Source organism: Burkholderia sp. 28_3 (assembly GCF_003253915.1).
In the GTDB taxonomy this organism is placed as follows: Bacteria; Pseudomonadota; Gammaproteobacteria; order Burkholderiales; family Burkholderiaceae; genus Burkholderia; species Burkholderia cenocepacia.
On record NZ_QKZF01000006.1, the window covers coordinates 219067 to 236279 of the forward strand.

The following is a 17213-nucleotide window of genomic DNA, read 5'->3' on the forward strand; positions in this document are numbered from 1 at the left end:
CGGTCCGGCGCGTCGGCGCGGGGACCGGTTCCGTGTGAAGCTGACGGGAAGCCCACATTCTACGGTTTCGCGGCACATCGCGCCGTCGTGCGGGACGGCGCGGCCGGTGCGGGCCGCCGTCACGCGGCCACCGGCCGCCACCGCGCCACCGGTCGTGCAAAAGCAAAGCACAAAATATTGGTTCGGCCGCCGCGTACCCGGCGCCACAATCGAACCTCGTCTTCAAGCAAGCGAGGGCAATCATGCGCGCATGCAGCAAATCGGCGTGGCCGCCGCGGCTCGTCACCGTTCCGGGCCTGCACGGCAGCGAAGGCGCCCACTGGCAGACCTGGCTCGAGCGGCAGTTCCCGCGCTCGTTGCGCGTCGAGCAGCACGACTGGGATGCGCCCGATCTCGCGGGCTGGGCGCAATCGGTGCGCGCGCTGCTCGATCGCGAGCGCGGCCCGTTCGTGCTCGCCGCGCACAGCTTCGGCTGCCTCGCGGCCGCGCATGCGCTCGCGCAGTGGCCGCACGTGGGCGATGTCGCGGGCGTGCTGTTCGTCGCGCCGGCCAGCCCGAAGAAATTCACGTTTGCCGGGCCGTTCGACGCGCGCCGGCTCGCGGTGCCGTCGATCGTGATCGGCAGCGAGACCGATCCGTGGATGCCGCTCGCCGATGCGCGCACGCTCGCGCAGCGTTTGGGCAGCGCGTTCGTGAACCTCGGCGACGCCGGGCACATCAACACCGCGGCCGGCTTCGGGCCGTGGCCGCGCGCGAAATACTTCATCGACACGCTGGTGCATTGCGCGGCGCCGCTGCGCTTTCGCGACGCCGACGACGGCTTCGAGGCCGCGCTCGTCGATCGCGCGCTCGCGCACGCGGTCTGACGGGCAGGCTGCGCGGCGGCTGCCGCGGCATGCGGCACCGTCGCGCCGATGACGCGCCGGCCTGACGCCGGCCGGCGCTGAATCGCTCGGCCGGCCGTTCTCGATGTGGCTCGCGAAGCGGCGCGCGAACGTGCCGTTTGCGCCGCCGTCCACCCCACCGTCACGTCATACCCGTCACGCCTCCGCACGAGCGCCTGCTGCTCTGTGCGAGCGGTGCCGACTCCTGTCAGGTTACGAAGGAATCAACCCGGCGACGAGGCGGCGGCGCTCGATGCGGCCGCGTTCGTGGCGGGCTTCGCATCGTCGTCGTCATCGGGCGGGTAGTGCACGACGGGCGGCGCGAGCGGCGCGGCATCGGATGCGGCGGCGTTCGCGGGCGCGTCGCTGTTGAACGCGCTGGCGGCGCCGCTCGATGCGCCGGCCTGCGGCGCGGCGTCGGTCGCGTGAGCGTCGGGCGGTGCGTCGTCGCTGCAGGCGGCGACGAATACGGCGGCACACAGAACGACGGCGACGGAAACGCGACGCATGACTTCTCTCTCCTGGCAGGCTGATCGGGAAACGTTTTCGAGTATGCCGCCGCGATGCGACGTTTCGGTGAATCGTTGGCGATCGGGGCGCGATCGCGACATGTTTTCGTCAGGCCGACCGCGCGCCTTCGCGGCGATTCGCCTGCACGCATGGCGGAATTTTCCAGCAGACGCGGATGCTGCGCGCATTTACACGGCGCGCAACTTCCCAACCCGGCCACCGCGAAGCGGCCGCCATGCGCGCCATCAGCGATGCGATCGGCAACTTGCGATCGACGGGCGGCCGGTTTCGCCCGAAAACCGGGCGTTATTGCCGCTTCGTCAGTGAATTGCCAGCCGCGCGCCAGCGTGGCGTCATGAACGCGCGATCTCGGGCGCCCGAGCCTGGCGATCGCATGTGCGCGCCGCGGCCGGGCGCCGGCACGCTGCAGAGGCGCGGCTTCCCGCGGTGTCGCGGCACCGGAATTGCTCGTTTGCCGATCCGCGTGCCGACTGCGCTGCCATCCGGGCACGAGCGGCACATCCGCGTCCCTCCACCATGGAGCGAGCACAAGCCATGTCCAGCGATCGATCCGATTCTCCGTCCGCCGAACCGGCGCGCGATGCCGCCCCGTCGCCGCTCGGGCCCGGCCATCCCGTGGCGCCGCCGTTGCCGCACGATACGCCGTCCAGCGCCGCGCGGCGCCGCTTCCTGCAATCCGCGGCGGCTGCCGCGACCGTCAGCGCCGCATCGCACGTTCATTCGCAGCCGCCGCACGCGGCAGCGCAGCCGCCCGCGCCGCGCCGCGATACGGCGCCGGCGCAGCCCGTGCGTCTCGACATCAACGGGCGCGCGTACACGCTGCAGCTCGAACCGCGCGTCACGCTGCTCGACGCGCTGCGCGAATACGCCGGCCTCACGGGCACGAAGAAGGGCTGCGATCGCGGGCAGTGCGGCGCGTGCACGGTGCTCGTCGACGGGCGGCGCATCAACGCGTGCCTGACGCTCGCGGTGATGCACGAAGGCGAGCGGATCACGACCGTCGAAGGGCTGGCGCGCGACGGCGTGCTGAGCCCGGTGCAGCGCGCGTTCGTCGAATACGATGCGTTCCAGTGCGGCTACTGCACGTCCGGCCAGCTCTGCTCCGCGACCGCGCTGCTCGATGAGTTCGCGGCCGGCGCCGGGAGCGCCGCCACCGACGACGTGCGGCGCCGCCCCGCGCGCCTGTCCGACGACGAGATCCGCGAGCGCATGAGCGGCAACCTGTGCCGGTGCGGCGCGTACCCGAACATCGTCGCCGCCGTGCGCGCCGCGCATGCGGCGCACGGCTAGCCGACGGAGGGCATCGCAATGGAAGCGATCTCCTACGAGCGCGCGACCGACGTCGCCGGCGCCGTGCGCGCGGCGCAGCGGCCCGGCACGGCCTTCATCGGCGGCGGCACGAACCTGCTCGACCTGATGAAGGGCGGCGTCGCGCGGCCCGTCACGCTCATCGACATCACGCGGATCGCGGGCCTCGATACGGTCGATGCGTTGCCCGGCGGCGGTATGCGCATCGGTGCGCTCGTGCGCAACAGCGATGCGGCCGATCATCCGCGCCTGCGCGCCGGCTATCCGCTGCTGTCGCAGGCGTTGCTCGCCGGGGCGTCCGCGCAATTGCGCAACATGGCGACCGTCGGCGGCAACCTGATGCAGCGCACCCGCTGCCCGTATTTCTACGATCCAGCGTTCGCGCAGTGCAACAAGCGCGAGCCGGGCAGCGGCTGCGCGGCGATTGGCGGCCACAACCGGATGCACGCGATCCTCGGCGCCAGTCCGCACTGCGTGGCGGTGAACCCGTCGGACATGAGCGTCGCGCTCGCCGCGCTCGACGCCGTCGTGCAGGTGAGCGGCCCGCGCGGCGCACGGCAGATTCCGATCGCGTCGTTTCACCGCTTGCCGGGCGATCGTCCCGATCTCGACACGACGCTCGAACCGGGCGAGCTGATCACCGCGGTGGACTTGCCGCCGCCGCGCTTCGCCGACCATGCGCACTATCTGAAAGTGCGGGATCGCGCGAGCTACGCGTTCGCGCTGGTGTCGGTCGCGGCCGCCTTGCGGATGGACGGCCCGCACGTTGCCGACGCGCGGATCGCGCTGGGCGGCGTCGCCCACAAGCCGTTGCGGGCGCTGGAGGCGGAAGCGCATCTCGCGGGCCGCACGCCGACCGACGCGACGCTGCGCGAGGCGGCCGCGCTGGCGTTGCGCGATGCGCGGCCGCTCGACGGCAATGGATTCAAGGTCGCGCTCGCGCAGCGGGCGATCGTCCGTGCGGTCGCAACGGCAGCCGCCACGACGGGAGGTGTCGCATGAACACGTTGACGGGACAGCCGCTCGACCGTGTCGACGGCGTACTCAAGGTGACGGGCGGCGCGCACTACGCGGCCGAGTTTGCCGATGCGCGGCTCGCGCACGCGGTGCTCGTGACGAGCACGATCGCATCCGGGCGCATCGAATCGATCGATGCGGCGCGGGCCCGCGCGATGCCGGGCGTGCTGATCGTGATCACGCACGAGAACGCGATGCGGCTGCCCGACGGCGGCCGGCCGCCGCTGTCGCCGCCCGCCGGGCGCCGGCTCACGTTGTTGCAGGACGACACGGTGCGCTACAGCAACGAGCCCGTCGCGGTCGTCGTCGCCGAGACGCTCGAGCAGGCGACCGACGCCGCGAACGCCGTGCAGGTGCGCTATCGCGCGAGCGAGGCCGTGCTCGATTTCGCGCAGGCGAAGCACGGCGCGCGCGTGCCGCCGAAACAGCAGGGGCGTGCGATGGACACGCAGCGCGGCGACCTCGATGCCGGCCTGCGCGAAGGCGCGGTGCGCATCGACGCAACCTATACGACGCCGATGCAGCACCACAACCCGATCGAGCCGCACGCGACGATGGCGCGCTGGGACGGCCCGATGCTCACGCTGCACGATGCGACGCAGGGCGTGTCGGGCACGAGCGCGGCGGTGGCCGCGGTCTTCGGCATCGCACCGGAGCAGGTGCGCGTGATTTCGCCGTTCCTCGGCGGCGGCTTCGGCTGCAAGGGTTCGTCGTGGTCGCACGTGTCGTTGTGCGCGATGGCGGCGAAACAGGTCGGGCGCCCGGTTCGGCTCGCGCTGACGCGGCCGCAGATGTTCGGCCCGGTCGGCGGGCGGCCGTTCACCGAGCAGCGCATCGTGCTGGCCGCGCGCCAGGACGGGACGTTGACGGCGATGCGCCACGACACGATCGCCACCACGTCGACGTTCGAGGACTGGATGGAGACCTGCGGGATGCCGTCGCGCATCCTGTACGCGGTGCCGAACCACGCGACCACGCACCGGATCGTGTCGCTGAACGTCGGCACGCCGACGTTCATGCGCGCGCCCGGCGAGGCGTCCGGCTCGTTCGCGCTGGAATCGGCGATGGACGAGCTTGCGTGGCGGCTCGGCATGGATCCGGTCGCGCTGCGGCTCGCGAATTACGCGGAAGTCGATCCGCAGGACGGCAAGCCATGGTCGAGCAACGCGCTGCGCGAATGCTACCGCGTCGGCGCGCAGCGCTTCGGTTGGTCGCGCCGAGCCGGCGCGCCGCGCACGATGCGCGACGGCGACACGCTGATCGGCCTCGGGATGGCGGCCGCCACGTATCCGGCGAACCGCAGCGAGGCGTCGGCGCGTGCGCGGATCTTGCCGGACGGCACGGCCGAAGTCGCGTCGGGCACGCAGGACATCGGCACCGGCACCTACACCGTGATGACCCAGGTCGCGGCCGATGCGCTCGGTTTCGCGCCGCGGAACGTGCGCTTCGTGCTCGGCGATTCCAGCCTGCCGCGCGCGCCGGTATCGGGCGGCTCGCAGTCGGCGGCGAGCGTGGCGCCGGCCGTGCGCGAGGCCGCGTGGCAGGCGCGCGCGAAGCTGATCGCGCTGGCGATCGCCGATCCGGGGTCGCCGCTGCACGGCGCCGCGGCCGATGACGTGACGGTCGACAACGGCTGGATCGTGCATCGCGGCGCGCCGTCGCGGCGCGATCCGGCCGCGGCGGTGCTCGCGCGCGCGGGCGGTCGACCGATCGACGCGCAGGCGACGACGAAGCCGGGCGACGAGAAGTCGCGCTACGCGTCTCATTCGTTCGGCGCGGTGTTCGCGGAAGTGCGCGTGGACGCGGAGCTCGGCACGATCCGCGTCCCGCGCATCGTCGGCGTGTACAGCGTCGGGCGTCTGCTCAACGCGAAGACCGCGCGCAGCCAGTTGATCGGCGGAATGGTATGGGGACTGGGTACCGCGCTCGAGGAGGGTTCGCATCTCGACGTGCGCCACGGCCGCTTCACGAACGCGAATCTTGCCGAATATCACGTGCCCGTGAACGCGGACATCGGCGCGCTCGACGTGAGTTTCGTCGACGAAAGCGACACGCATTTCAATCCGCTCGGCATTCGCGGCATCGGCGAGATCGGCATCACCGGCGTGCCGGCCGCGATCGCCAATGCGGTTTATCACGCAACCGGCGTGCGGGTGCGCGACTTGCCGATCACGCTCGACAAGGTGGCGATGCCGACGCGTGCGTGAGCCGCGACGTCAGCGCCGCGGCGTCCTGCGCCGCACTTCGCTGCGCAGCCAGTCGAGCCAGGTGCGGATCGCCGCTTCGTGCGGATGGCCGGGGCGCCATACGACGTAGTGCGCATACACGTCGGCGATGCGCACCGTCGACACGCGCACGAGCGTGCCGTCCGCGAGTTCGGGCTCGATCAGCGAGCGGCGCGCGAGCGCGACGCCGCGGCCTTGCCGTGCTGCGTCGATCAGCGCGTTCGTATCGGTGAAACGGGGCGCGCGCGCGGATTCGGTGAGGTCGAGCCGCGCGGCCTGGAACCACGGTTCCCACGGTTGCGCGGGATGGCGCAGCAGCGTCGCGCGGACGAGGTCGGCCGGCGTGCGCGGGGCGACGCCGTCGCGATTGCGGTAGGCGGGGCTCGCGACCGGAAAGATCGTCTCGTTCATCAGCTTCTCGGCGACGACGCCGGGCCAGGTGCCGGGCCCGTAGCGCAGCGCGACGTCGATGCGGTCGCGCTTGCGCAGCGGTGCGAGCGCCACGTCCGGATGGAGCACGATCGAGATGTGCGGATGCGCGGCGGAGAAGCGCGGCAGGCGCGGCGCGAGCCAGCGCTCGGCGACGCTCGGCAGCACGCTCACGTTCAGCGTCACGTCGCAGGTGCGCGGGCGGCGGCGCACCGCCAGCGCGGGTTCGAACGCGCGTTCGAGCACGCTCAGGCCCTGGCGGACCTGCAGCGCGAGCGCGTGCGCGGCGTGCGTCGGCGTCGCACCGTTGCGCTCGCGCGTGAACAGCGGATAGCCGAGCTGCGCCTCGAGCGCGCGGATGTGCTGGCTGACCGCGCCTTGCGTGAGCGCGAGCTCGTCGGCTGCGCGCGTGAAGCTCTGCAGCCGCACGGCGGTTTCGAACGCACGCAGCGTCTGCAGCGGAGGGAGGTGGATGCGTCGCATACGGGTATTAGTAACACTAATGTCCGAGCACGACAATTCATCGTTTGCCGCGTATCGGTACGCGTTCCTACACTCGGTTCCGTCTTCCACAGCCCCATCGGGCCACACCGCCATGAACGCCTATCGTCTCTACCTTTCGCCGGGCGCCTGCTCGCTTGCCGCCCACATCGCGCTGGAGGAAACCGGCGCGCCGTTCGACGTCGAAATCGTGTCCGTGCGCGAACAGCAGAACCTCGAAGCGCGCTATCTCGCGATCAACCCGAAGGCGCGCGTGCCCGTGCTCGCGATTCCGGGCGAGCCGCGCGTGCTGACCGAAACGCCGGCGATCCTCACGTATCTCGCGCGCCGCTATCCGGACGCGCAACTGCTGCCGCTCGACGATCCGCTGCGCGAGGCGCGCTGCCACGAATGGCTCGCCTGGCTGGTCGGCTGGGTGCATGGCGTCGGGTATGGCGCGCTGTGGCGGCCGGGGCGCTTCATCGACGATCCGGCGCTGCACGGCGCGATCAGCGCGCATGGGCGCGGCACGATCGAGGCCGCGAACGCGTCGATCGAAGCCCTGCTGGCCGACGGGCGCACGTGGGCCGAGCCGGGCGCGCATTCGATCGTCGATCCGTTCCTGCTCGTGCTGTATCGGTGGGGCGTCGCGATCGGGCTCGACATGACGCGGCATCCCGCATGGACCGCTCATGCGCAGCGCGAGGCCGAACGGCCGGCCGCGCGGCGCGCGCTGGCGCGCGAGGCGGCCTGACGGGGGAGCGGGCGTCGCGGGTCCTTGCCGCGACGTCCGAGTGAAACGGGCGGCGGTTATTTCGCCGCGAACAGCGGATAGGTCGCGCCCGCGACCAGCGCGGCCGCGAGCCACACCACGCTCCACGAACTCGCGGCGAGCAGCGGCGGAATCGCGAGCGGCGTCGCGAACAGCCCGAGGTAGACGATCGTGTTCGCCATCCCGAGCGCGGTGCCCGCGTGGTTCGCGCCCGCGAGCGTCGCGAGCTCCGTGTACGCGACGCCATGCCACGCCGACACGCAGATGCCGGCGAACACGAGAATCGCGACGATCGCGGCGAGCGGCACATGCGGGCTGCCGGCCGTCGCCGCCGCGAGCAGCGTGAACGACCCGGCCGCGACGAACACGGAGCCGCGCAGGTACGCGCGTCGATTGCCGTGCCGGTCGGTATGGCGGCCGCTCCACACCCGCATCACCATCGCGCCGAGCTGCAGCGCGACCATCGCCGCGCTGATGCCGGACAGGCCGAGCCGGCCGAAGTCGTGCAGGAACACCGTCGCGAACGTGAGCACCGCGAATTGCGGCGCGCACAGCAGGCCGATGCCGAGCACGATGCGCCACACGGGGCCGCTCGCGAGCGGGTTGCGCGCGTGGCCGGCGGTCGGTGGCCGTTGGGCGATGCGGCGCGTCGCGACGGGCGCCGCGGCCGGCTCGGCAGGCGGTTCGTGCAGCCAACGCCAGGTGAGTGCGGCCGATCCCGCGCACAGCAGCATCAGCGCCCCGAACACCGCGGCGAAGCCGGCATGCGACGCGAGCGACGGCAGCAGCGCCGCGCCGAGGCCGCCGCCGAGCGGCACGGCCGTCTGGCGGATGCTCATCGCGAGCCCGCGTTCGCGCTCGCCGAACCAGCGCATCACCGCGCGTCCGCTCGAGCCGTTGACGCTGCCGCCGAGCAGGCCGACGCAGCACATGGCCGCGACGACCCGCATCAGCGGCGGCGCCGCGTGCGCGGTCGGGACGACCGTGCCCACCATCAGCGCGAGCATCGCGGCCGTCGCGACGAGCCCGGTCAGCAGCACGCGGCGGTCGCCGAAGCGGTCGGCGGCGATGCCCCACGGCAGCTCGGACAGCGCGACGCCGAAGCCGAGCGCGCCGAGCACGAGGCCGAGCGCGCCGTTGTCGAGGTGATAGGCCGAGCGCATCCACACGGCCGTGGTCGGAATGCCGGCCGCGGCGGCCGAAAAGCTCATGTTCGCGGCGACGCCGGCGGCCAGCACGCGCCAGCGATGGGCCGGCCCGCGCACGTCGCGGGCTGGCGAAGCAGGAGAAACGATGCACGAAGTGTCCATGACGGCAGGCCCGGTTCGAAGTTGACGTCCACAGTCTGGCGGCCTACATTCATCCTGAAAATCGGAAAGTTTTTGATGAATTGTTCGATGAAACAGGATGGTTGAAATGCCTGGACAAGACCTGCCGCGCGACGGCGGCGAGCCGCTCGCGGGGGCCGATGCCGCGCTGGCGCGGCCCAACTTCGATGTCGCGGCGCTGCGCAGCCTCGTCGCGGGCGTGGATCTCGGCAGTTTCGCCAAGGCGGCCGAGCGCGTCGCGCGCTCGTCGTCGGCGGTGAGCGCGCAGATCCGCAAGCTCGAGGAGCAGGCCGGCACGCCGTTGTTCGTGAAGGCCGGACGCGGGCTCGCGCTGACCGACGCCGGCAACGCGATGCTGCACTACGCGCGGCGGATGATCGAGCTGAACGATGAAGCGGCCGCGGCCGTGCGTGGCGTGAATCTCGACGGCTGGGTGCGCGTCGGGTTGCAGGAGGATTTCGGCGAAGCGATCCTGCCCGACGTGCTCGGGCGGTTCGCGCGTGCGCATCCGAAAGTGAAGATCGAGGCGCGCGTGGCGCGCAACGCCGATCTGCTCGACCGGCTCGACGCGAACCAGCTCGATCTGGCGCTCGTGTGGGGCGATCCGGCGTCGGCGGCGCTCGTGTCGCGGGCGGGGATCGACAGCGAAGCGATCGCGCAGGTGCCGATGCAATGGATCGGCGCGGCGGCGGGTGGTGGTGCCGGTGTGCCGGATGGCGGCGGGGATGCCGGCGTGACGGGCCGTGTCGACGAAACCGGCGGTCGCGCCGTGCACGCGACGGGCGAGGCGTTGCCGCTCGTCGTGTTCGACCGGCCGTGCCGGTTCTTCGGCGCGGCGACCGATGCGCTCGACCGCGCGGGGGTGCCGTGGCGCGTCGCGTTCACGACGCCGAGCCTGGCCGGGCTATGGGCGGCCGCGGCGGCCGGCCTCGGGCTGACGGTGCGCTCGCATTACGGGCTGCCCGCGTCGGTGCGCGTGCTCGATGCGGCGTCGTGCGGGCTGCCGGCGCTGCCTGGCCTGCCGCTGATCCTGCTGCGGCGCACGTCGTCGGCAACGCCGACGGTCGACCGGCTTGCGCGGATCGTGACGCAGGCGGTGCGGGGGGCGACGGGGGCGGAAGGCGCGGCGTTGGCGGCCTGACGACACGTTCGCGATGGTCACTGCCGGTTATCCGACAGCCCCTCTGCCGATTGGCCGAATGGATCGATCGGGCGAACCTGACTACAGTGATGATCATCTGAAACGGAGGTCATCATGCAAAAAGCGAATGTTCCCGGTGCCGGCGCGATCGATCCTGCGCATCGGACGGATGGTTCGATCCGCAGTGACGGGGAACCCGCCGATCAGTCCGCGCCTGCCTCGCTACCCGTTCGGTTCGGGGTCCTGCAGGGACAGGTCCGGATCGCGGACGACTTCGATGCGCCGCTGCCCGATTATCTGCTGGATGCTTTCGAAGGACGGTGATGCGCCTGTTGCTCGATACGCACATCTTCCTGTGGATCGCGACCAACGATCCGAGGCTCAGCACGCGTGCGCGCAGACTGATCTCGGCTGCTGACGAACGCTTCGTCAGCAGCGCGAGCATCTGGGAGGCCGCCATCAAGGCCGGCCTTGGGAAGCTCGACATCGACGTTGGCGAGCTGATCCGCGCAATCAGCGCAAGCGGGATTCGCGAGTTACCGGTTCGCGCCGTACATGGAGCCGCGGTGCGCGATTTGCCTCATCACCATCGCGATCCTTTCGATTGATTGCTGGTCGCGCAGGCGCGACATGAACCCCTTCGGCTTGTGACGGCCGACGCGCATCTGGCTCGGTATGACCGGTCCCTGGTTTTGACAGTTTGAAATAATCCGTCGGGGCGGGATTCATCTGCCGCCAGCGCCATGCGTGGCTTAGCGGCCTATGCCGTGGCGACGTCCGGCTCGATTGCTTCGAGCGCCGCGCAAAGCGCGTCCAACCGCGCTCGCAACCCTTCGCTCGCCGGCACGAACGGCAGCCGCAATCCGTCCTCGCACCACCCTTGCGCGGCGAGCACGGCCTTCACCGGCGCCGGGTTCGGTTCCGCGAACAGCGCCGCGACGAGCGGCTGCAGCGCGACCGACAGGCGCCGCGCATCGGCGAGCCGCCCGTCGCGCAGCCATGCGTGAATCCGCACATGCCAGTCGGGCAGCACGTGCGCGCTGCTCGCGATCGCGCCGTGCGCGCCCGCGCACATCGCCGCGAAGTTTTGGTTGTCGTCGCCGGACAGGATCGCGAGCGGCGTGTCGTGCACCAGCCGGCTCATCCGGTCGAGCGTGCCGCCGCATTCCTTGATGCCCGCGACGCGCGGATCGCGGGCGAGCGCCTGCAGCGTGTCCAGTTCGACGTTCACGCCGGTGCGGTACGGGATGTTGTAGACGAGCACCGGCAGGTCGGCCGCGTCGACGATCGCCTCGACATGGCGGCGGATGCCGTCCTGCGTCGGCCGCACGTAGACGGGCGGCGTGACGAGCAGCCCGTCCGGGCGCAGCGCCGCGAGTTCCCGTGCGCGGGCGGCCGCGAAATGCGTCGCGCTCGCGGTCAGCCCGACGACGATCGGCAGCCCGGGCGCCGCGTCGCGCAGCGTCGCGAACACCGCGTCCTGTTCGCGCGCGTCGAGCAGCACGCCTTCGCCGGTCGTCGCACCCGCGACGAAACCCGCGATGCCCGCGGCCGCATAGTGGCGCGCAAGCCGCGCGAGCGCCGCATGGTCGACCTCGCCGTGGTGGAACGGCGTGATGATCGGCAGCCAGATACCTTCGAAACGTGTGTTCATGCAAAACCTCAGGGTGGAAACGGAGTGGGAAGGAACCGTTCCGCCGGCGGTGTGCCGGAGCGAGGCGTGCGTGCAAGGAGAATGAAACGACCTGCGGGCATCCCGTCCGGCATTCGCCTGACGGGACGCGACGCCCCCGTCAGTCGAGGAGTCGTTTTTTCAGTTTCAGCCCGGCCGCGCGCGCACCTGCCGCGACGGCGGCGAGGATCGAGGGCGAGCGCAGGGTAGCGGACATGGATGAACCGTGAATGGGCTGAGCGGCGATCTTAACACCGGAGCGGCGGCGCGCGCGAGCCCCGGCCGCCGCTTAGCAGGATTCGAGATTTGCTTTCCACGACTGATTGGAAAGCGCGCCGCGCCCGGCCGCTAGAATGCCCGCTTACGTTTCGATGACAGCGCGTACGCGTGCGGTCACGCACATTCACCACCACTGGAAACGGGGCATATCACGATGGCAAGCATCAAGGGGATCGGCCGCTGGCTGCACACGGGCGCGGCGGCGGCGCTGGTCGTGGCGGCGACGGCCGCGCACGCGGACACGTCGATCCTGAACGTGTCGTACGACGTGACGCGCGAGCTGTACAAGGACATCAACGCGAGCTTTGCCGCCGCCTACAAGCAGAAGACCGGCGAGACGGTCACGATCAAGCAGTCGCACGGCGCATCGAGCGCACAGGCGCTGTCGGTGCTGCAGGGGCTGCAGGCCGACGTCGTGACGATGAACCAGCCGAACGACATCGACCTGCTCGCCGAGCGCGGCCAGTTGCTGCCGAAGGACTGGCGCGCACGCTTCCCGGACAACAGCTCGCCGTACTCGACGACGATGGTGTTCCTCGTGCGCAAGGGCAACCCGAAGGCGATCAAGGACTGGAGCGATCTCGCGAAGCCGGGCGTCCAGGTGATCATCGCGAACCCGAAGACGTCGGGCAACGGCCGCTATGCGTATCTCGCCGCATGGGGCTTCCAGAAGCAGAAGGGCGCGACCGACCAGCAGGCGCTCGACTTCGAGAAGGCGATCTTCCGCAACGTGCCGGTGCTCGATTCGGGCGGCCGCGGCGCGACGACGACGTTCACGCAGCGCGGCATCGGCGACGTGCTCGTCACGTTCGAGAACGAGGTCGCGCTGATGGACACGGGCGCATCGGGCGCGCAATTCGACGCGGTGTATCCGTCGGCGAGCATCCTCGCGGAGCCGCCCGTCGCCGTCGTCGACAAGGTGGTCGACAAGAAAGGCACGCGCAAGGTCGCGCAGGCGTATCTGGATTACCTGTACACGCCGGAAGCGCAGGAGATCATCGCGCAGCACCATCTGCGCCCGCGCGACGCGACCGTGCTGAAGAAGCATGCGGCCGAGTTCAAGGCGCTGAAGACGTTCAGCGTCGAGCAGGTCTTCGGCAGCTGGGCGAACGCGCAGAAGACCCATTTCGCCGACGGCGGCACGTTCGACCAGGTGATCGTCGACCGGAAGTGAGCGCGGCGCGCACGACGCGCGCGCTCGCATGACGACGCAGCCGGCCGCTCCCGCGGCCGGCTTTTTTTGTGCCTGCGCGGCGGATTTCCGTTCCGAGCCGGCCCGCATTCCCGGCCGCCGCCGCGCGTGCTACGCTCATCGCCTCCCTGCAACCGGCGCCGCGCGATGAACGTCGATTCGTCCTCCCCAGCCTCCCGCGGCCGTGGCCGCAAGATCTGGTCGGGCACCCGCCCGGTGATCGCGTATGGGATGCCGCCGCTCGGCTGGCGCGACTTCTACCATCGCGCGCTGACGGTGAGCTGGCCGGTGTTCTTCCTGTCGCTTGCGGTGCTGTTCCTGCTGCTCAACGGCGGCTTCGCGACGCTCTATCTGCTCGGCCATGCGCCGATCGCGAACCAGTCGCCGGCCGGCTTCGGCGGCGCGTTCTTCTTCAGCGTCGAGACGCTCGCGACCGTCGGCTACGGCGACATGCATCCGCAGACGGTCTATGCGCACCTCGTCGCGACGTTCGAGATCTTCGTCGGGATGTCGGGCATCGCGCTGGCCACCGGGCTCGTGTTCGCGCGGTTTTCGCGGCCGCAGGCGAAGATCCTGTTCGCGCGCTACGCGATCGTGCGGCCGCTGAACGGCCGGATGACGCTGATGGTGCGCGCCGCGAATGCCCGCCAGAACGTGATTGCCGAGGCGCAGGCGAAACTGCGGCTGATGCGCGTCGAAGGCACGCACGAGGGCTACTCGCTGCGCAAGATTCACGACCTGCCGCTCGTGCGCAGCGAGCATCCGATCTTCCTGCTCGGCTGGAACCTGATGCACGTGATCGACGAGTCGAGCGCGCTGTTCGGCGAGACGCCCGAATCGCTCGCCGCGCGCGACGCGCAATTGCTGATCACGATCGAGGGCTCGGACGAGACTACCGCGCAGGTCATGCAGGCGCGTCATGCGTGGGCGCATGGCGAGATCCGCTGGCGCCACCGCTATGTCGACCTGATGCACGACGAGGACGGCATCACGCACATCGATTACACGCATTTTCACGAAGTCGTGCCGATCGACGTCGACACGGACGAGCGTGGTTCGCCGGGCGTGGTGATCGACGCGGACGCGTCGTCGCCGGGGCCCGCGGCGCAGGCGTGATCGAGGGCGGCGGGGCGCCGCCCGTTCGGGCGTCACGCGTGCAGCAGACGCGCCGCTTCGCGCTGTTCGATCGCGACCGCGCGGCGGAACGCGTCGCGGTCCTCGGCGCGCGCGACGTAGTCGCCGAGCACGCCTTCGTGCGGCAGCAGATGTGCGTCGAACGCGATCTTCAGCGTGCTGGCCAGCAGCAGGTCGGCCGCGGTGAAGCGGTCGCCGACGAGCCAGCGGCTGTGGGCGAGCGCTTGCGCGAGCGCGCGCTGCACGCGCGCGATGTTGCCCCAGCCGAACGCGACCGGATTGCCGGACGCGCCGGTGAATTTCTCGGCCATCGCCGGTTCGAGACAGGTCGGTGTGAAGAACATCCACTGAAGGAAACGGCCGCGCAGCGGATCGTCGGGCGCGACGCCGAGCCCGGCGCCGGGGCAACGGTCGGCAAGATAGAGCAGCACGGCGCCCGATTCGGCGAACGGCGCGCTGCCGTCGTCGAGCGCGGGCAGCTTGGCCATCGGGTTGACTTGCACGAACGCATCGCTGCCCTGCTCGTGCGAGCGCAGGTCGATCGGCACGAGTTCGTACACCACACCGAGTTCCTCGAGCATCCACAGCGCCCGGAATGCCCGGGTCTTCGGCCAGTAGTAGAGCTTCATCGCGCCTCCGCGTTTGGGTGCTGCTGTCGATCCGGTGGATGCTCAAGCGTACCCGAGCGCGGGAGGTTCGGACAGAGGAACCCGGCCATGGGCGCCGGTCGGTTGCGTGTGCCTGATTCGGTGCGCGGGAGCACGGATGAACCGGGCGAAATGCCTCGTGAAGCCTTCGGCAACGGGAGTTCAATGAATGACTAGTTATTTATAAACTAGTTATAAAAATCGAGAGGTCTCAACGCAAATCCGCATCGTTACGATGCGCCCGGCCGCATTCCGCCGTACCCGCGCATACTGCAACGCGATCGTCCGGCTGCGACCGGAAACGCGCCGCCGCAATAACGAGGAGACAAGTCACGCATGACAAACGACGATCGCACCACGTTCGTTCCGCGCAGAACGCCCGAATCGGCGGCCATGGTGGCCGAGGTCAGACGGGCGATGGCGATCACCGCGCGGCTCAACCGCCTGACGTTCGACGATGCGGCCGACGTGCGCGCATTGTTCGGTGAACTGATCGGCACGCAGGTCGACGACGGCTTCGTGCTGATCCCGCCGTTCCATGCGACCGGCGGCACCGGCATGAAGCTCGGGCGCAACGTGTTCGTCAACCAGAACTGCACGTTCTACGATCTGGGCGGACTCGAGATCGGCGACGACGTGATGATCGGCCCGAACGTCAGCCTGATCACGTCCGGTCATCCGGTCGAACCTTCGCGGCGGCGCGATGGCGTGGTCGCGAAGCCGATCGTGATCGAACGCAACGTGTGGATCGGCGCGGGCGCGACGATCATCGGCGGCGTGACGATCGGCGAGAACGCGGTCGTCGCGGCCGCGGCCGTCGTCACCCGGGACGTGCCGCCGAATACGCTGGTCGGCGGCAATCCGGCGAAGGTCATCCGGTCGATTGCCGAATAACGTCGTCCGGGCGCGCGTGCCGGTGCGGTGAGGCGTCGTCGAACGAATGTGGACAACCCGTCGCCCCAGCCACTCGAAACGCTGTGCATCTGAATGGTGAGCGTGCCGCCGAGGCCGCCCGGACAAGCCCTCCGGGCTTTCCGCTGCTTTCGTCCAACAACGCATCCGCCGAACGGCGGATGAAAATCCGGTCGGGTGCCGGGTTGTGGATATCCGCGTCGCGAAACGACTCGGCGCGCTGTGGTTTTCACAGGTGAGGGTGACCGGATGCGGCGCGATAGATGACGCAGGTTGTGGACAACTCGCGGCAAGACGAAGCGAAACGCTGTGAAATTCGATGGTGAGTGTCGCGCCCGATCACGCGGGGCGCCTGCACCGGCGCGGGTTTCGCGCCGTTTGCCGCGGTTCGGCGCGCCGCGCATTCTAGCCGACTGTCGCGAGCGCGTGACTGCCGCATACGTGCCCGGGGACGTATGCATCCGGCTCCGGCCCCAATCGAAGGGCTGTGCATTCTAACGGTGAGCGCCGGCGCGTGGTTCGCAACATGCGGGTTTCGGTGCGCGTCTTCGCCTGTTCGCGGGACTCGACGCATCGTGTAACCCAATGGTGAATCTGGGCCCGTGATCTGCGCGCAGCGCGCGAAGAAGCAGCCGCTCGACCGATGAAGCCACGCGAAGCACCGTCCGTGTCACGCCTGGACGCGAGGTTGCGAGCGATGCGTCTACGCATTCCCGTGTGGATATCCGGCCGCCGAAACGACGCTCGCCACTGTGACTTTCGACGGTGAGCATCGGCGCTTCGTCGGGCGCGGTGCCGCTTCCGGTACGGATTGCCGGTCGCCGATGGGTTTCGACGCGTGCATCCTCCGTCGATCCAGGCACATTCGTCCATGTGGATATCCGGTTCCCGGGACCACTCGAAGCGCTGTGTTTTTCGACGGTGAGGGTGCGCGCCAGGCCGGCGGGCAACGCTGGTCCGGGCGTGGACAACTATCGCGGCAACCACTCGAAGTCCTGTGTATTTCAACGGTGAGGGTGAAGCGATAGTCCCTCGACCGGCGTATTCCGGCGCGACCGTCCGCCGGACGGACGTACTCGCGCGCCTGTGTATCCGACCGGTGAGGGCGAGCAGCCGAGCGACGAAATGCGCGGGCTCCAATGTGGATATCCGCCCACAAACCGACTCGCCGCGCTGTGAATTTCAACGGTGAGCGTCGGCCTCCGAGCGCTCTGCATGCCGATTCCGGAGGTGGACATCCCGCCCCCGACGCCACTCGAAAC

Annotated in this window: 16 protein-coding genes and 1 pseudogene; 12 read left to right on the forward strand and 5 right to left on the reverse strand. The window is 70.0% G+C overall.

Going from position 1 to position 17213, the window contains the following annotated elements; translation table 11 throughout:
• The first annotated feature begins 242 nt into the window (after positions 1-242).
• A complete protein-coding gene (locus tag DFS13_RS16060; RefSeq protein WP_006488647.1) occupies positions 243-866 on the forward strand; it encodes an alpha/beta hydrolase in 624 nt (207 codons plus the stop codon).
• Positions 867-1108: 242 nt separating this feature from the next.
• Here DFS13_RS16060 and DFS13_RS16065 read toward each other — a convergent pair whose 3' ends face one another.
• A complete protein-coding gene (locus DFS13_RS16065; protein ID WP_006493376.1) occupies positions 1109-1393 on the reverse strand; it encodes a hypothetical protein in 285 nt (94 codons plus the stop codon).
• Here DFS13_RS16065 and DFS13_RS40330 point away from each other — a divergent pair.
• The 4 genes from DFS13_RS40330 (at position 1392) to DFS13_RS16085 (ending at position 5947) form a co-directional block, all read left to right on the forward strand.
• Positions 1392-1721, forward strand: coding sequence for a hypothetical protein (locus DFS13_RS40330; RefSeq protein ID WP_166677915.1), 330 nt, complete (start codon positions 1392-1394; stop codon positions 1719-1721). The genes DFS13_RS16065 and DFS13_RS40330 overlap by 2 nt on opposite strands.
• A gap of 228 nt (positions 1722-1949) precedes the next feature.
• Complete coding sequence (locus DFS13_RS16075) at positions 1950-2705, forward strand: (2Fe-2S)-binding protein (protein WP_006495462.1); 756 nt, start codon at positions 1950-1952, stop codon at positions 2703-2705.
• Positions 2706-2723: 18 nt separating this feature from the next.
• Complete coding sequence (locus DFS13_RS16080) at positions 2724-3725, forward strand: xanthine dehydrogenase family protein subunit M (RefSeq protein ID WP_006495461.1); 1002 nt, start codon at positions 2724-2726, stop codon at positions 3723-3725.
• Positions 3722-5947 (forward strand): xanthine dehydrogenase family protein molybdopterin-binding subunit, encoded by a 2226-nt coding sequence (locus tag DFS13_RS16085; protein WP_006493375.1) that lies wholly within the window; start codon positions 3722-3724, stop codon positions 5945-5947. Before DFS13_RS16080 ends, DFS13_RS16085 begins: the two co-directional genes overlap by 4 nt.
• Positions 5948-5956: 9 nt before the next feature.
• Here DFS13_RS16085 and DFS13_RS16090 read toward each other — a convergent pair whose 3' ends face one another.
• A complete protein-coding gene (locus DFS13_RS16090; protein WP_058901861.1) occupies positions 5957-6877 on the reverse strand; it encodes a LysR substrate-binding domain-containing protein in 921 nt (306 codons plus the stop codon).
• A 112-nt stretch (positions 6878-6989) separates the two neighbouring features.
• Between DFS13_RS16090 and DFS13_RS16095 the strand changes: the two genes are divergently transcribed.
• Complete coding sequence (locus DFS13_RS16095; RefSeq protein ID WP_006493377.1) at positions 6990-7628, forward strand: glutathione S-transferase family protein; 639 nt, start codon at positions 6990-6992, stop codon at positions 7626-7628.
• Between the two features lie 56 nt (positions 7629-7684).
• Here the strand turns inward: DFS13_RS16095 and DFS13_RS16100 are convergent, their stop codons facing one another.
• Positions 7685-8956: an MFS transporter gene (locus tag DFS13_RS16100; protein WP_012492366.1), complete on the reverse strand. Its 1272-nt coding sequence runs from the start codon at positions 8954-8956 to the stop codon at positions 7685-7687.
• A 106-nt stretch (positions 8957-9062) separates the two neighbouring features.
• Here DFS13_RS16100 and DFS13_RS16105 point away from each other — a divergent pair, with 106 nt between their 5' ends.
• The 3 genes and pseudogenes from DFS13_RS16105 to DFS13_RS16115 all read left to right on the forward strand — a co-directional run bounded on the left by DFS13_RS16105 (position 9063) and on the right by DFS13_RS16115 (position 10819).
• Entirely contained in the window at positions 9063-10115 is a 1053-nt protein-coding gene (locus DFS13_RS16105) for a LysR substrate-binding domain-containing protein (protein WP_111441869.1), read from the forward strand.
• 114 nt (positions 10116-10229) lie between these two features.
• The gene (locus DFS13_RS16110) at positions 10230-10439 is read left to right on the forward strand and encodes a hypothetical protein (RefSeq protein WP_006484075.1); all 210 of its coding nucleotides are present in this window, start codon (positions 10230-10232) and stop codon (positions 10437-10439) included.
• Positions 10439-10819 (forward strand): annotated as a pseudogene (locus DFS13_RS16115) (type II toxin-antitoxin system VapC family toxin). Before DFS13_RS16110 ends, DFS13_RS16115 begins: the two are co-directional and overlap by 1 nt.
• A 56-nt stretch (positions 10820-10875) precedes the next feature.
• Here DFS13_RS16115 and dapA read toward each other — a convergent pair.
• Positions 10876-11769 carry a 4-hydroxy-tetrahydrodipicolinate synthase gene (gene dapA, locus DFS13_RS16120; protein WP_006495455.1) on the reverse strand — a complete coding sequence of 298 codons (894 nt, stop codon included), beginning with the start codon at positions 11767-11769 and terminating at the stop codon, positions 10876-10878.
• A gap of 451 nt (positions 11770-12220) precedes the next feature.
• Here dapA and DFS13_RS16130 point away from each other — a divergent pair, with 451 nt between their 5' ends.
• Together DFS13_RS16130 and DFS13_RS16135 are read left to right on the forward strand one after the other, a co-directional pair.
• On the forward strand, positions 12221-13240 hold the full coding sequence (locus DFS13_RS16130; protein WP_111441870.1) for a sulfate ABC transporter substrate-binding protein: 1020 nt from the start codon (positions 12221-12223) through the stop codon (positions 13238-13240).
• 165 nt (positions 13241-13405) lie between these two features.
• Positions 13406-14374: an ion channel gene (locus tag DFS13_RS16135; RefSeq protein WP_006484077.1), complete on the forward strand. Its 969-nt coding sequence runs from the start codon at positions 13406-13408 to the stop codon at positions 14372-14374.
• A 32-nt stretch (positions 14375-14406) separates the two neighbouring features.
• Here the strand turns inward: DFS13_RS16135 and DFS13_RS16140 are convergent, their stop codons facing one another.
• Positions 14407-15021 carry a glutathione S-transferase family protein gene (locus tag DFS13_RS16140; protein ID WP_006484065.1) on the reverse strand — a complete coding sequence of 205 codons (615 nt, stop codon included), beginning with the start codon at positions 15019-15021 and terminating at the stop codon, positions 14407-14409.
• Between the two features lie 354 nt (positions 15022-15375).
• On the opposite strand from DFS13_RS16140, the gene DFS13_RS16145 reads away from it, so the two are divergent.
• Positions 15376-15933: a DapH/DapD/GlmU-related protein gene (locus DFS13_RS16145; RefSeq protein ID WP_048984858.1), complete on the forward strand. Its 558-nt coding sequence runs from the start codon at positions 15376-15378 to the stop codon at positions 15931-15933.
• The last annotated feature ends 1280 nt before the right edge of the window (positions 15934-17213 follow it).

Excerpts from the sequence above, each read along its gene's own strand:
- DFS13_RS16060 (WP_006488647.1), top strand. The coding sequence starts at position 243 with ATGCGCGCATGCAGCAAATCGGCGTGGCCGCCGCGGCTCGTCACCGTT.
- DFS13_RS40330 (WP_166677915.1), top strand. The coding sequence starts at position 1,392 with ATGACTTCTCTCTCCTGGCAGGCTGATCGGGAAACGTTTTCGAGTATG.
- DFS13_RS16065 (WP_006493376.1), bottom strand. The coding sequence starts at position 1,393 with ATGCGTCGCGTTTCCGTCGCCGTCGTTCTGTGTGCCGCCGTATTCGTC.
- DFS13_RS16075 (WP_006495462.1), top strand. The coding sequence starts at position 1,950 with ATGTCCAGCGATCGATCCGATTCTCCGTCCGCCGAACCGGCGCGCGAT.
- DFS13_RS16080 (WP_006495461.1), top strand. The coding sequence starts at position 2,724 with ATGGAAGCGATCTCCTACGAGCGCGCGACCGACGTCGCCGGCGCCGTG.
- DFS13_RS16085 (WP_006493375.1), top strand. The coding sequence starts at position 3,722 with ATGAACACGTTGACGGGACAGCCGCTCGACCGTGTCGACGGCGTACTC.
- DFS13_RS16090 (WP_058901861.1), bottom strand. The coding sequence starts at position 6,877 with ATGCGACGCATCCACCTCCCTCCGCTGCAGACGCTGCGTGCGTTCGAA.
- DFS13_RS16095 (WP_006493377.1), top strand. The coding sequence starts at position 6,990 with ATGAACGCCTATCGTCTCTACCTTTCGCCGGGCGCCTGCTCGCTTGCC.
- DFS13_RS16100 (WP_012492366.1), bottom strand. The coding sequence starts at position 8,956 with ATGGACACTTCGTGCATCGTTTCTCCTGCTTCGCCAGCCCGCGACGTG.
- DFS13_RS16105 (WP_111441869.1), top strand. The coding sequence starts at position 9,063 with ATGCCTGGACAAGACCTGCCGCGCGACGGCGGCGAGCCGCTCGCGGGG.
- DFS13_RS16110 (WP_006484075.1), top strand. The coding sequence starts at position 10,230 with ATGCAAAAAGCGAATGTTCCCGGTGCCGGCGCGATCGATCCTGCGCAT.
- dapA (WP_006495455.1), bottom strand. The coding sequence starts at position 11,769 with ATGAACACACGTTTCGAAGGTATCTGGCTGCCGATCATCACGCCGTTC.
- DFS13_RS16130 (WP_111441870.1), top strand. The coding sequence starts at position 12,221 with ATGGCAAGCATCAAGGGGATCGGCCGCTGGCTGCACACGGGCGCGGCG.
- DFS13_RS16135 (WP_006484077.1), top strand. The coding sequence starts at position 13,406 with ATGAACGTCGATTCGTCCTCCCCAGCCTCCCGCGGCCGTGGCCGCAAG.
- DFS13_RS16140 (WP_006484065.1), bottom strand. The coding sequence starts at position 15,021 with ATGAAGCTCTACTACTGGCCGAAGACCCGGGCATTCCGGGCGCTGTGG.
- DFS13_RS16145 (WP_048984858.1), top strand. The coding sequence starts at position 15,376 with ATGACAAACGACGATCGCACCACGTTCGTTCCGCGCAGAACGCCCGAA.